The following is a 13,576-nucleotide window of genomic DNA, read 5'->3' as shown; positions in this document are numbered from 1 at the left end:
TGAATATTATGAATAAGTTTCCTAAAGATTTTTTCTGGGGAGGAAGTATCGCTGCTCATCAATGTGAAGGTGCTTGGCAAGAAGGTGGAAAAGGTCCAGGAATAATGGATTACTGTACTGCTGGAAGTTATGAGGTTCCAAGAAGATTTACCAAAGAACATGAAGAAGGCACATTATACCCAACTCATGAAGCCATAGACTTTTATCATAGATATAAAGAAGATATCAAGCTGTTTGCCAAAATGGGATTCACTGCGTTACGTATATCAATTGACTGGTCACGTATTTTTCCTAATGGAGATGATAATCAACCCAATCAAGAAGGATTAGATTATTATAAAGATGTTATCCAAACATTAATTGAATACAATATTGAACCAATTGTTACATTATTCCACTTTGAAATGCCTATTCATTTAGTAAGAAAATATAATTCATGGTTGAATAGAGATTTGATTAATTTCTATTTAAAGTATGTGAAGACAGTTGTTAGAGAATATAAAGGATTAGTAAAATATTGGGTGACTTTTAATGAAATGAATCATATTGATCCCCAAAGTGAAGCATCAGATTTCTTTGTCTATATGCTTGCTGGACTGACTTATGATGAGCTTCCAGGTGATAAGAGGGAATCATTAGCGACTATTGGCTACAATATGACATTAGCAGGAGTAAAGGCTACAAAGTTAATTAGAGAAATTGATAAAAATAATATTGTAGGATGTGTCTTTGGTATTCATCCAATTTACCCCAGAGATTGCAATCCTGTTAATGTTATGAATGCATTTAAGGAAATGGATAGGGACTATTATCAAATAGATGCTATGTGTAATGGAAAATTCCCAACATATAAAATGAAGGAATATGAAGATTTTGGTATTCACTTAGAAATAAATCATGAAGATGCACAAGCATTCGCTGAAGGGAAAATAGATTTTATTGGACTTAATTATTATCAGACGGGTGTATCAAAGACAGGTGAAGGTAATGAAAATGATGAAAAACTATTTGGTGGTGTTCAAAATCCATATTTAAAACAAAGTAAATGGGGTTGGGCTATTGATCCAGTTGGAATGAGATATTTATTAAATTATACTTATCGTAAATATGGCTTACCAATCATGATTACTGAAAATGGACTTGGAGCAGTAGATGAATTTATTGATGGCAGAATCAATGATGACTATCGTATTGATTATTTAAAACAGCATCTTCGTGAAATGAAAAAAGCAATTCTTGAAGATCATATTGAATGTATTGGTTATTTAATGTGGGGTCCTATTGATTTGGTGAGTGCCACAAATGGTGAGATGAAGAAAAGATATGGTTTCATCTATGTGAATAAATATGATGATGGTAGTGGGGATTTATCAAGAATTCCAAAAGATTCATTTTATTGGTATCAAAATATTATTCAAATACAGGGAGAGGAACTGTAAAAGGTTATTTGAAAATCACTTAAAATAAATTTGACGTTATTGAACCACTCTAGGTGGTTCTTTTTTTGTTTATCATATAATAAAGCAAGTTACTTGAATAAATAAAGTTACATGTTATAATATAAGTATAAAGTCATAAAGGAGGATATATATATGAGTTTAATAACAGTAACAAATAATAATTTAGAAGAATTAAAAAACAAAGAAGTCGTCGTTGTAGAATTTTGGGCACCATGGTGTGGATATTGTAAAAGATTAGCACCTGTTTTAAAAACAGTAGCAAAAGATATAGATATTATGCAAGTCAATATTGATGATTTTGAAGAATTGAGTGAGAGTTATAGAGTTGAGACAATTCCAACATTACTTGTTTTAAGAAATGGTATAGCTAGTGAACCTTTAATAGCTCCACAAGCAAAATCATTAATTACTGATTGGTTAAAAGATAATCAAGTCTTATAGAAGAGAGGAATATATAATGAAAACATATGATGTCGTTATTATTGGTGGTGGACCTGCTGGATACAGTGCAGCTTTATATAATGCAAGAAATGCAAGATCGGTTTTGGTTATTGAACAATTATCAGCTGGCGGACAGATGGCTACAACTGGTCAAGTAGACAATTATCCTGGATTTGATAAAGGTATTGATGGGTTTGATTTGGCAGAGAAAATGCAGAATCAGGCAGAAGGTTTTGGAGCAGAAACAATGTATGAAACAGTTACAGAACTGAAATTAGAAGAAAACCCTAAACAAGTTATAACAACAGGTGGTGTTATCTTAGCCAAAAGTGTTGTTATGGCAAGTGGTGCTCATCCAAGAGAACTAGGGATAGAAAATGAATCACAACTTAGAGGAAGAGGTGTTGCTTATTGTGCAACATGTGACGGAATGATGTTTAAAGATAAAGATGTTGTCATTGTTGGTGGAGGAAATAGTGCCATTGCAGATGCATTATATCTATCAAAAATATGTCATCATGTGACTTTGATTCACCGTCGTGATAGTTTACGCGCTTCTCGTGTTTATGAAGAGCAATTAAAAAAGAGTCATATACATTTCGTGTGGAATAGTCAAGTTGTAGAAATCTTGGCAGACAAGCATGTGACAGGTGTTAAAGTACAAAATGTAGTCACAAATGAAATGACCCAAATAGATTGTGATGGACTATTTGTTGCTATTGGAAGAATTCCTGATACAGAGATTGTGAAAGGTCAATTAGAATTAGATAAAAGTGGGTATATTATAGCTGATGAATCAACATGTACAAATATCCCTGGTGTTTTTGCAATCGGTGATGTCAGAACAAAAGCTTTAAGGCAGATTGTTACAGCAGCTAGTGATGGTGCAACATGTTCATATTATATAGAGCAGTATTTATTAGATAAGGAGTGATTTTCGTGAAAATGAAAGAAAAAGTTGTTATCATTACAGGTGGTGGCAAAGGGATTGGAAGAGGTGTTGCTGAAGCTTTTGGTGAAGAAGGTGCTAACCTTGTGATTACTGGTCGCCATCAGGAATCTCTTGATCAAGCAAAACAAGAACTAGAAAATGAATTTGGAATTCAAGTTCTTGCTATTCAAGCTGATGGGGCTGTTGAGAGTGATGTAAAAAAAGTTATTGAGCAAACAGTACAAGCTTTTGGACATATTGATGTTTTGATTAATAATGCAATGGCATCACGCTCAGGTAAATTATTAATTGAACATTCAAAAGAAGATTTTGCTTTATCAGTTGATACAGGCTTATATGCAACATTCTTCTATATGCGAGAAGCTCATCCATACTTAAAAGAAAGTCAAGGAGCGATTATTAATTTTGCTTCTGGTGCTGGATTTTCAGGACGTATTGGACAATCTTCATATGCGGCTGCTAAAGAAGGTATTCGAGGATTAAGCAGAGTTGCAGCAACTGAGTGGGGAGCAGATGGTATTAATGTTAATATCATTTGTCCTTTAGTTGAGACAAAACAAATGTTACAATGGAAGAAGGAACATCCAGACCACTATGAGCAGACAATTAAAGGTATCCCATTGGGTCGTTTTGGTGATGCTAAAAAAGATGTTGGTAGAACTTGTGTATTCTTAGCAAGTGATGATGCAAGTTTTATTAGCGGTGAGACAATTGTTTTACAAGGAGGTAGTGGTCTTAGAGCATAATAAAGAAAGAACATATGATATGTTAGAGGTAGATATTTATGATTCAAGAGTTAATGAAGTTTTATAGTGAACGTTCTGATTTTCTTCTCCCTTTAATATTAGAACATTTACAAATATCAATTATTGCTATTATTATAGCAACAATGATTGGTATTGCTTTAGGTATATTTATAGCAGAAAACAAGAAAACGTCTCCGATTGTATTAGGGATTGTGAGTTTTTTATACACAATCCCTTCTATCTCTATGTTAGGTTTTTTAATACCAGTAACTGGAATTGGAAATAAGAGTGCAATTATAGCTTTGAGTCTATATGCTTTGTTACCCATTATCAGAAACACATATACAGGTATTCAAGGTGTTGATAAAGATATATTAGAAGCCGCAAAAGGAATGGGAAGTACTAGAAAACAGATTCTTTTTCAAATTAAACTCCCTTTAGCTTTTCCTGTTATATTATCTGGTTTTAAAAATATGACTGTGATGACAATTGCCTTAGCAGGTATTGCTTCTTTTATTGGAGCTGGTGGTTTAGGGGTTGCTATTTATCGTGGTATTACAACAAATAATATAACAATGACTTTAGCTGGCAGTTTAACTGTGGCTATTTTAGCGTTTTTAGCAGACTTCTTAATTGCCTTGTTTGAACGTTATATTCAAAATCGTCGTCACAGTAAGAAGAAAAAACAAAAAGTCGTCATTGTAGTATTGAGTGCTATGATTGTTTTTGCAGCAAGTTTGTTTTATGTACCCCATAAAGATAAAACAATCCATATTGCTACAAAACCTATGACTGAGGAATTTGTCATTGGTGAAATGCTGAAAATGCTGATTGAACAAAGAACAGATATTGATGTAGAACTTACAAAAGGTGTTGGAGGAGGGACAAGTAATATTCATCCTGCTATGTTAAGTGGTGAATTTGATATTTATCCTGAATATACTGGAACAGCATGGAATTTTGTGCTTAAAGAAACAGCTTTTCCGGATGAAGAAACATTGTATAAACAGTTGGTAGAAAAGTATCAAGTTCAATATCAATTAGATTGGGTTGGATTATATGGTTTTAATAATACATATGGTTTAGCAGTCACAAAAGAATTGGCTAATCGTTATAACTTAAAATCGTATTCAGATTTAGCAGCTATTTCAAGTCAATTGATATTTGGTAGTGAGTATGATTTCTATGAGCGTGATGATGGCTATAAAGCTATGAGTGAAGCTAATGACTTCCATTTTAAAAAGACAGTAGATTTAGATATTGGATTAAAATATGATGCTTTACGTAAAAATCAAGTTGATGTTATTATTGCCTTTACAACAGATGGGCAATTAAGTGATTCAGAAATTGTTTTATTAGAAGATGATCAGCATTATTTTGAAACATATTATGCTGGAAGCGTTGTGAGACAAACTGTTTTAGAAGAATATCCTGAATTAAAATCAGTTCTTATGTTAATGGATGGATTGATTAGTGAAAAAGAAATGGCAACAATGAATTATCAAGTAGAACAAGAAAAGAAAAATGATAAGGATGTTGCAAAAGCATTCCTTCAAAGCAAAGGATTATGGGAGGAGTCAAAAGATGAGTAGTATACGTTTGGAACATATTGATAAAGCATATGATGATAATCAAATTTTAAAAGATTTCTCAGTTGAGATTGACTCCCATGAAATGATTAGTGTTATTGGAGGAAGTGGTAGTGGAAAAACGACAATGTTAAAGCTCATTAATGGTTTGTTACTGCCTGATCAGGGACACGTTTATATTGATGGTATTGATATTCAAACAATCAATCAAAATGAATTAAGAAGACATATTGGTTATGTTATTCAAAATATAGGACTTTTCCCACATATGAACATTGAAGACAATATTTCTTATGTATTAAGACTTCAAAAAACAGATCCTCAAATGATTAAAGAAAGAGTTCATGAACTGATAGTTATGATGGATTTGGATCAAGATATCTTAAAAAGGTATCCTGATGAACTAAGTGGTGGACAAAAACAACGTATTGGTATTGCAAGAGCTTTAGCAGCTAATCCTCAGATTATTCTGATGGATGAAGCTTTTGGAGCTGTTGATGAAATTACCAGACATGGCTTACAAGATGAACTTTTACGTATTCATCAAAAAGTTCCATTTACACTTGTTTTTGTTACTCATAACATACAGGAAGCTCTTCGCTTAGGAGATCGTGTTATGATTATGAAAGATGGTCATATTGAGCAATTTGATACAAGCCAAAATATTTTAGATCATCCTCAAACTGACTTTGTCAAACAATTATTATCATATTTATAGAAACAAAGGTCCAATAGCCTTTGTTTTTTCTGTTATTTAACCTTATATTCTTTAATTATTATTTTTTCTACTGAATATCTTGGTTGGATATTCAATATATAGTATAATAAGTATAGATATGAATGCTTTACAATCATAAAATGAGGTAGAAAATCTCTAATGAGTAAGAGGATATTGGAAGAGGAGTATATGGCGCCATGCTGATGGCTGACTCTTTATGTGATTAGAGATTATTTCTAACCCAATATTAATCTATGCAAACTTTAAAAATATGTGAGTCATAATAAGAGGGTGAAAAAATGAAGAAACTTATTTATGGAATAGGATTTGCAATAGCTATTATCATTATAGCTATTTATATGATGATACGAATACCAAAAAACACTGAGATGAACTGGTATTCATCAGTTAAAAACTTTCAATCAAGTCTAGGAGATGACTTTTATGATTTCTATCATCCTAAGTCATATTTTGATAGTTCTGTGCTAAAGAAAACATTATCTGAGATTGATAATATAAGATTTTATGGTACATTTAAGGGTCAAGATCATTCATATTATTTTTGGTTTGATGAGAATAATGATCAATTTGGAACTCTTAAAGTGAAGTATACTGTTTCTAAGAATCATAAAGGTTATACACACCCACAAAGAAGTGATTATCAATTAATAGATAAAGAGTCAGGAATTTATTATACTACTCAAGGAGAATCAGATATAGAACTTTTACATCGTTATAATTCTAAACACTTTATAGAAGTTGCTATTGATTTTGAAAATAAGCAAAATAATGATATGAAATCCTTAAAAGATATTGCACTTGATATGATGAAAGATAGTATTCAATTAAATAAAAATAATGAACATATTGATTAAGTTTTGCATATATTTTAATAACTTCTTTTCTATAATGAGTGATAAATAATAAATTAATAAAATATTTTTTTATTGACAATTTGTTTTATCTCATTTATAGTAGTAAAAAATAAACCATTGATGTGGAGATAAAAATAGATCGTGCACTACTAGAGAGCTTGGATGGTGGAAACAAGCAGAACGCAGCCTATTAAATGGACCACTGAGGGCAAAATGAAAAGCAAATGCTGAGTATCTTTTGACGTAAAGACTTACGTTAGTAGTCAGGAATGTGATAGCATTCTATATAAAGAGTATGCTTTTTTAGCATAAAACAAGGTGGTACCGCGGGTTTATATATTGTCCGTCCTTGACAGAATTTTTCTGTCGGGACGGATTTTTTGTTTTATAAGGAGGAAGAAAATGAGTTATTCAATATTATCAGAAATTCAAAGTTATCTTGAAAAAGGTGATTATGATATCGTACCAATCTACAAAAAGTTTCCTGCAAAGGATTTAACGCCAATGAATATTCTTAAAGAACTCAAGGGAAACAATCAAGAATGTTATTTATTAGAAAGTGCTGATCATCAAAAACGTTGGAGTCGATATTCTTTCTTAGGCTATAACCCAGTTATGTCAATAGCTTGTTATGATCATCAAATCATTGTTGGTCAGGAAAAATATAGAGTTGATCACCCACATGATTATCTCCGAAATCTTTTATCCCATTATAAAACTCCATTTATCCCATCATTGCCACCTTTTACAGGGGGACTGGTTGGCTTCTTTGGGTATGAGTATTTTCATTATAATGAGCCGACATTAAAGAGGGATAAAGATGATAATGAAAAGATTCCTGATATGTATTTAATGTTATTTGATACAGTCATTTGTTTTGATCATCAGGAACATATGATTCAATTGGTCACTCATGTTCCCATTCAGAATCTAGAAGTTGAATATCAAAAAGGAATGCAAAAACTTGAAGAACTTCATTGTATGATTCAACAAAATCAAAAATCATTGATTCCAGCACTACAAATAAAAGAACCATGTCTATCCTTATTTTCAAAAGAGAAATACTGTGAAATCGTTGAACAAGCAAAAAAGCATATTTATGAAGGTGATATCTTTCAAATTGTTCTTTCTAATCGATGGGAGATTGAAGCAAAAGGAAGTCTCATTCAAATCTATGAGAACTTGAGAGAAACAAATCCATCACCCTATATGTTTTATCTTTCTACTGAGGATTTAGAGATAGTTGGTGCTTCTCCAGAAACATTAGTAAAATTAGACGATAACAAATTATATACGTATCCACTAGCAGGTACAAGACCTAGAGGTAAAACGATAGAGGAAGATAAACAAAATGAAACAGATCTATTAAATGACCAAAAAGAGTTGGCAGAACACAATATGCTTGTTGATTTAGGAAGAAATGATATAGGGAAAATCAGTCAGTTTAAGAGTGTTCGAGTTGAAGAGTATCTGAGTATTCTCAAATATTCTCATGTTATGCATATTGGTTCGACAGTGAGTGGTAAAATTTTACCAGATAAAGATGCAATAGATGCGATCGATGCATTATTACCAGCTGGAACTTTATCAGGAGCACCAAAAATCAAAGCCAGTTCTCTGATTTATGAATTAGAAGGCCATAAACGCTACCTCTATGGTGGGGCTATAGGATATATCGGCTTTTCTGGGCAAATGGATACATGTATTGCCATTAGATTTGCTTATAAAACGAAAAACAAAGTATATGTAAGCAGTGGAGCAGGCATTGTTGCTGATAGCCAGCCAGAGAAAGAATTCCAAGAGTGCTGTCAAAAAGCAGCAGCTATTATGGATGCTTTAAAGTGTTCTCAAGGAGGGAAATTATGATTTTACTGATTGATAATTATGATAGTTTTTCTTATAACCTATATCAGCTTATAGGAACTATTGAGTCAGATATTCAAGTTGTTAGAAATGATGAATTATCTCTAGAAGATATTCATAAATTGAATCCTCAAGCTATTGTGCTTTCACCAGGTCCAGGACATCCACATGAAGCAGGTATTATAGAAAGTGTTATTAAACAATTTTATCGTTCTGTACCAATATTAGGAATTTGTTTAGGTCATCAGGCAATTTGTGAAGTCTTCCAAAGTGAGATTACCTATGCAAAAGAATTAATGCATGGGAAAACATCACTCATTTATTTACAAGATGATGTTCTATTTCAGGGCTTAGAGAAATCCATTCAAGTCGCAAGATATCACTCTTTAATAGTCAAGAATATATCAAAAGATTTGAAAGTTATAGCGAAAACAAGTCAAGGTGAGATTATGGCAGTGAAGCATAATCTTTATCCTGTTTATGGATTGCAGTTTCATCCAGAATCTATTTTAACAAATGATGGATTAAGAATTATACAAAATTTTATAGGGGGAATGAAAAAATGATTAAAGAAGCGATTCAGTTATTAGCACAAGGAAATAATTTATCAAAACAACAGGCATATGAATGCATGAATGAAATTATGGCAGGTGAGGCATCACAGATACAAATGGCAAGTTATTTAACAGCACTAAGTTTAAAAGGTGAAACAATTGATGAAATCACAGGAAGTGCAGGAGGAATGCGTGAACATTGTATTAAAATATTAAACGATGAAGATGTATTAGAGATTGTTGGAACAGGTGGAGACCATTCAAATTCATTTAATATTTCTACAACGTCTTCACTTGTTATTGCAGCAAGTGGTATCAAAGTTGCAAAACATGGTAATCGGGCAGCAAGTTCAAAGTGTGGTGCAGCAGATGTATTAGAAGCATTGGGAGTAAAAATTGATATATCACCAAAACAGAGCGCAGATCTTTTGAAACAAATAGATATATGTTTTCTCTTTGCTCAAAACTATCATATTGCAATGAAATATGTTGCCCCTGTCAGAAAAGAATTGGGAATCAGAACAGTTTTTAATATTCTCGGGCCATTAACGAATCCAGCAGGAGCATCAATGCAAATCATGGGAGTCTATGATGAGACATTAGTTGAACCCCTCGCAAGAGTGCTTAATAATTTAGGAGTCAAACGTGCAATGGTTGTTTATGGAGAAGATGGCTTAGATGAGATTTCTTTATCTTCTTCAACACAAATCTGTGAGATTCATGATGGACACTATACATGTTATAAAATAACACCTGAACAATTTGGGTTTGAGCGTTGTTTAAAAGAAGAACTGGTAGGAGGGACTCCACAAGAAAATGCAAAAATCACATTAGATATATTAAAAGGACAAAAAGGTCCTAAACGAGATGCTGTTTTAATGAATGCAGGAGCAGCAATTTATATAGGCGGTAAGGCCCAGGACCTACAGGAAGGGATTGCAATAGCAAGACAAATGATTGATGAGGGGAAAGCTTTGAAGAAATTAGAGGATTTTATTCAAGCTTCACAGGTAGAAGTATGATTCTTGAGCAGATAGTCGAAAAAACGAAAATAAGATTACAAAGACAAAAGGAATTGCTTTCACTTGATATTTTAAAACAACAAGTCGAGGCTTTGGAAGTGACTCAACAATATTTATTTTATAAAGCACTACAAAGCAAAGATATGTCATTTATTCTAGAAGTGAAGAAGGCTTCGCCTTCTAAGGGATTAATCGCAAAAGAGTTTGACTATATAGAGATTGCTAAAGAGTATGAAAGAATTGGAGCAAGTGCTATTTCAGTATTAACTGAACCAACTTTCTTTCAAGGAGATAACCAATATTTAAAAGAAATTAAAGAATATGTTCATATTCCAGTTCTTCGTAAAGATTTTATTATTGATGAATATATGATTTATGAAGCAAAACAAATTGGAGCAGATGCTATTTTATTAATCTGTGCAATTCTTAATGATGAACAATTAAATTCCTATATTCAATTAGCAGAAGTCTTAGGGTTAAGTGTTCTTGTCGAGACACACAATAAACATGAGATAGAAAGAGCTATCAAAGCAAACGCCAAAATCATTGGTGTTAATAACCGCAATCTTAAAGATTTTACAGTTGATTTTCATAACAGTATAGAACTGCGAAGACATGTTCCTGAACATATCCTCTTTGTATCAGAAAGTGGTATTCATACACATGAGGATATAAAACTCTTAAAACAAAATCATGTGGATGCAGTTTTGATTGGCGAGGCTATTATGAAAGCTGAAAATAAAGAAATTGCATTTCAGCAATTAAGAGGTCAATATGAAAATTAAAATATGTGGTCTTTTTAGAAATGAAGATATTGATGCAGTCAATGAGGCTATGCCTGATTATATTGGATTTGTTTTTGCTAAAAGTCGTCGTCAAGTCACGAAAGCAGAAGCAATGAATTTAAGTCAAAGACTTCATCCTAAAATTAAAAAAGTAGGAGTTTTTGTAGATAGTGATATTCATGATATTGTAATGCTTGTACAGGAAAATATTATAGATATGGTTCAACTTCATGGACATGAGGATCAAAGTTATATCTCGAATCTTAGAAAAAATATAAATATACCTATTATAAAAGCAGTCAATGTTGATAATTTTAACTTATACACAGATATTGATTATTATCTCTTTGATTCAATAATTGCAGGAAGTGGACAATGTTTTGATTGGAGAAAGATTCCTCAAATGAAATTACCTTTCTTTTTAGCAGGTGGAATTGATTTGAATAATATTGATGATGCATTAAAGGTAGATTGTTTAGGATTGGATATAAGTAGTGGTGTAGAAACGAATGGATATAAAGATAAAGAAAAAATAAAAAGAATAGTGAGGAAAGTGAAATATGGAAACAGGTAGATATGGAATACATGGTGGACAATATATTCCAGAAACACTTATGAATGAGATTCATAAAGTAGAAGAAGCATATGAATTTTATAAAAATGATAAAGCCTTTCAAGAAGAATTAACTTTTTTGTTAAATGAATATGCAGGAAGACCTTCTTTATTATATTATGCTCAAAAAATGACAGTTGATTTAGATGGCGCAAAAGTCTATTTAAAACGTGAAGATTTAAATCATACAGGTTCACATAAAATTAATAATGTATTAGGGCAAGTATTGATGGCGAAGAAGATGGGAAAAACAAGAGTTATTGCTGAAACAGGTGCTGGACAACATGGGGTTGCGACTGCGACCGCTGCAGCGTTGCTTGGTTTGGAATGTGATATCTTTATGGGAAAAGAGGATACAGATAGGCAATCACTTAATGTCTATCGTATGGAGTTATTAGGAGCAAGGGTGCATAGTGTAACAACAGGAACAATGACATTAAAAGATGCAGTGAATGAGGCTATGCGTGAATGGACAAAGCGAGTCGATGATACACTTTATGTTTTAGGGTCTGTCATGGGACCACACCCTTTTCCAATGATAGTTCGAGACTTCCAAAGTGTTATTTCTCAGGAGGCTAAGGCTCAAATATTAGAGAAAGAAGGAAAATTACCAACTGTTGTTATGGCATGTGTTGGTGGAGGAAGCAATGCTATGGGAATGTTTGCTCATTTTATTGATGAGCCAGATGTACAATTGATTGGTTGTGAAGCGGCTGGTAAAGGCGTTGATACAGCATTAACTGCAGCAACTATAAATACTGGAACATTAGGGGTGTTTCATGGTATGAAATCATACTTTTGCCAAGATGAATATGGTCAAATTGCTCCAGTTTACTCAATATCTGCAGGATTGGATTATCCAGGTATAGGACCAGAACATGCTCATTTACATGACATCCATCGTGCTCAATATGTACCTGTAACTGATGATGAAGCCGTTGAAGCCTTTGAATATCTAGCAAAGACAGAAGGAATTATTTGTGCAATTGAGAGTGCTCATGCAGTTGCATATGCAAGGAAAATTGTCCCAACTCTTGCAAAGGATGATATAGTTATGATTTGTTTGTCAGGTAGAGGAGATAAAGATGTTGCTGCCATAGCAAAGTATAGGGGGATTGAGATCAATGAATAGAATAAAAAATGCATTTCAGGATCAAAAAGCATTTATTGCTTTTTTAACAGCTGGGGATCCAACTCAGGAAAAAACAGTGGAGTATATTTTAGAAATGGAAAAAGCTGGAGCTTCACTGATTGAAATTGGAATACCTTTTAGTGATCCCGTAGCTGAAGGTCCAGTCATTCAAGCGGCAAATATTCGTTCTTTAAAGAATAAAATGACAACGCACCAAGTATTTGATATTGTTATAAATGTCCGTCAATATTCACAAATTCCCATTTGTCTCATGACATATTTAAATCCTGTCTTTCACTATCAATATGATAAGTTCTTTCAAAAGTGTCAAGAAGTAGGAGTAGATGGTATCATTATTCCTGACTGTCCTTATGAAGAGTGCCAAGAAGTTAAAAAGGTTGCAAAAGTATATGGTATTACAGTCATTTCCATGATTGGTCCAACATCTCAAGATAGAATTAAAATGATTGCTAAAGAAGCAGAAGGATTCATTTATTTAGTTTCATCAATGGGAGTCACTGGTGTACGTCAAGATATTCATACAGATGTATCAAAGATTGTTCATGATATTAAAGCTGTTACTGATATCCCTGTTGCTATTGGATTTGGCATTCACAGTCCTGATCAAGCTCAGGAAATGAGAAAATATGCTGATGGTGTCATTGTTGGAAGTGCTATAGTGAAAATCATTGCTCAGTATGGTGAACATGCTCATAATGCGTTATATGAATATGTAAAAAGTATGCTTATTTAAAATAAAAAAGGATTCACTCCAGTATATAGGAATAAATCTTTTTTTTGATGATAAAGTTTGTATCATAACAGT

The 13,576-nt window shown here is 32.7% G+C and carries 14 protein-coding genes and 1 other annotated feature; all 14 genes read left to right on the top strand.

Annotated elements, in window-relative coordinates; all coding sequences use genetic code 11:
- Positions 1–8: 8 nt before the first annotated feature.
- Positions 9–1,439, top strand: coding sequence for a glycoside hydrolase family 1 protein (locus GQF29_RS07575; RefSeq protein ID WP_008789142.1), 1,431 nt, complete (start codon positions 9–11; stop codon positions 1,437–1,439).
- Between the two features lie 153 nt (positions 1,440–1,592).
- Positions 1,593–1,901: a thioredoxin family protein gene (locus GQF29_RS07570; RefSeq protein ID WP_008789143.1), complete on the top strand. Its 309-nt coding sequence runs from the start codon at positions 1,593–1,595 to the stop codon at positions 1,899–1,901.
- A gap of 16 nt (positions 1,902–1,917) precedes the next feature.
- Positions 1,918–2,835 (top strand): thioredoxin-disulfide reductase, encoded by a 918-nt coding sequence (gene trxB, locus GQF29_RS07565; protein ID WP_008789144.1) that lies wholly within the window; start codon positions 1,918–1,920, stop codon positions 2,833–2,835.
- A 5-nt stretch (positions 2,836–2,840) separates the two neighbouring features.
- Positions 2,841–3,599 carry an SDR family NAD(P)-dependent oxidoreductase gene (locus tag GQF29_RS07560; RefSeq protein ID WP_008789145.1) on the top strand — a complete coding sequence of 253 codons (759 nt, stop codon included), beginning with the start codon at positions 2,841–2,843 and terminating at the stop codon, positions 3,597–3,599.
- A gap of 38 nt (positions 3,600–3,637) precedes the next feature.
- A complete protein-coding gene (locus tag GQF29_RS07555; protein ID WP_117769096.1) occupies positions 3,638–5,191 on the top strand; it encodes an ABC transporter permease/substrate-binding protein in 1,554 nt (517 codons plus the stop codon).
- Positions 5,184–5,906, top strand: coding sequence for an ATP-binding cassette domain-containing protein (locus GQF29_RS07550; RefSeq protein ID WP_017144036.1), 723 nt, complete (start codon positions 5,184–5,186; stop codon positions 5,904–5,906). Before GQF29_RS07555 ends, GQF29_RS07550 begins: the two co-directional genes overlap by 8 nt.
- Positions 5,907–6,205: 299 nt before the next feature.
- On the top strand, positions 6,206–6,781 hold the full coding sequence (locus GQF29_RS07545; protein ID WP_008789148.1) for a lipoprotein 17-related variable surface protein: 576 nt from the start codon (positions 6,206–6,208) through the stop codon (positions 6,779–6,781).
- Positions 6,782–6,889: 108 nt separating this feature from the next.
- Positions 6,890–7,135 (top strand) — a binding site (T-box leader).
- A gap of 48 nt (positions 7,136–7,183) precedes the next feature.
- Positions 7,184–8,647, top strand: a complete 1,464-nt coding sequence (trpE, locus tag GQF29_RS07540; protein WP_008789149.1) for an anthranilate synthase component I — start codon at positions 7,184–7,186, stop codon at positions 8,645–8,647.
- Positions 8,644–9,210, top strand: coding sequence for an anthranilate synthase component II (locus GQF29_RS07535; RefSeq protein WP_008789150.1), 567 nt, complete (start codon positions 8,644–8,646; stop codon positions 9,208–9,210). Before trpE ends, GQF29_RS07535 begins: the two co-directional genes overlap by 4 nt.
- Positions 9,207–10,220, top strand: a complete 1,014-nt coding sequence (gene trpD / locus GQF29_RS07530; protein WP_008789151.1) for an anthranilate phosphoribosyltransferase — start codon at positions 9,207–9,209, stop codon at positions 10,218–10,220. The genes GQF29_RS07535 and trpD overlap by 4 nt, the downstream gene beginning before the upstream one ends.
- On the top strand, positions 10,217–11,005 hold the full coding sequence (gene trpC, locus GQF29_RS07525; RefSeq protein ID WP_008789152.1) for an indole-3-glycerol phosphate synthase TrpC: 789 nt from the start codon (positions 10,217–10,219) through the stop codon (positions 11,003–11,005). The genes trpD and trpC overlap by 4 nt, the downstream gene beginning before the upstream one ends.
- Complete coding sequence (locus GQF29_RS07520) at positions 10,995–11,579, top strand: phosphoribosylanthranilate isomerase (protein ID WP_008789153.1); 585 nt, start codon at positions 10,995–10,997, stop codon at positions 11,577–11,579. The genes trpC and GQF29_RS07520 overlap by 11 nt, the downstream gene beginning before the upstream one ends.
- Positions 11,566–12,750, top strand: coding sequence for a tryptophan synthase subunit beta (gene trpB / locus GQF29_RS07515; protein ID WP_054325455.1), 1,185 nt, complete (start codon positions 11,566–11,568; stop codon positions 12,748–12,750). The genes GQF29_RS07520 and trpB overlap by 14 nt, the downstream gene beginning before the upstream one ends.
- On the top strand, positions 12,743–13,504 hold the full coding sequence (gene trpA, locus GQF29_RS07510; RefSeq protein ID WP_054325454.1) for a tryptophan synthase subunit alpha: 762 nt from the start codon (positions 12,743–12,745) through the stop codon (positions 13,502–13,504). Before trpB ends, trpA begins: the two co-directional genes overlap by 8 nt.
- Positions 13,505–13,576: the final 72 nt, after the last annotated feature.

The organism is Coprobacillus cateniformis (genome assembly GCF_009767585.1).
Lineage (GTDB): Bacteria > Bacillota_I > Bacilli_A > Erysipelotrichales > Coprobacillaceae > Coprobacillus > Coprobacillus cateniformis.
The sequence above is the reverse complement of the archived record's forward strand: the minus strand, read 5'-3'. Positions and strand labels throughout refer to the sequence as shown.

What these genes read in the sequence shown, in the direction of transcription:
- GQF29_RS07575 (WP_008789142.1), top strand. Translation starts at nt 9, where the DNA reads ATGAATAAGTTTCCTAAAGATTTTTTCTGGGGAGGAAGTATCGCTGCT.
- GQF29_RS07570 (WP_008789143.1), top strand. Translation starts at nt 1,593, where the DNA reads ATGAGTTTAATAACAGTAACAAATAATAATTTAGAAGAATTAAAAAAC.
- trxB (WP_008789144.1), top strand. Translation starts at nt 1,918, where the DNA reads ATGAAAACATATGATGTCGTTATTATTGGTGGTGGACCTGCTGGATAC.
- GQF29_RS07555 (WP_117769096.1), top strand. Translation starts at nt 3,638, where the DNA reads ATGATTCAAGAGTTAATGAAGTTTTATAGTGAACGTTCTGATTTTCTT.
- GQF29_RS07550 (WP_017144036.1), top strand. Translation starts at nt 5,184, where the DNA reads ATGAGTAGTATACGTTTGGAACATATTGATAAAGCATATGATGATAAT.
- GQF29_RS07545 (WP_008789148.1), top strand. Translation starts at nt 6,206, where the DNA reads ATGAAGAAACTTATTTATGGAATAGGATTTGCAATAGCTATTATCATT.
- trpE (WP_008789149.1), top strand. Translation starts at nt 7,184, where the DNA reads ATGAGTTATTCAATATTATCAGAAATTCAAAGTTATCTTGAAAAAGGT.
- GQF29_RS07535 (WP_008789150.1), top strand. Translation starts at nt 8,644, where the DNA reads ATGATTTTACTGATTGATAATTATGATAGTTTTTCTTATAACCTATAT.
- trpD (WP_008789151.1), top strand. Translation starts at nt 9,207, where the DNA reads ATGATTAAAGAAGCGATTCAGTTATTAGCACAAGGAAATAATTTATCA.
- trpC (WP_008789152.1), top strand. Translation starts at nt 10,217, where the DNA reads ATGATTCTTGAGCAGATAGTCGAAAAAACGAAAATAAGATTACAAAGA.
- GQF29_RS07520 (WP_008789153.1), top strand. Translation starts at nt 10,995, where the DNA reads ATGAAAATTAAAATATGTGGTCTTTTTAGAAATGAAGATATTGATGCA.
- trpB (WP_054325455.1), top strand. Translation starts at nt 11,566, where the DNA reads ATGGAAACAGGTAGATATGGAATACATGGTGGACAATATATTCCAGAA.
- trpA (WP_054325454.1), top strand. Translation starts at nt 12,743, where the DNA reads ATGAATAGAATAAAAAATGCATTTCAGGATCAAAAAGCATTTATTGCT.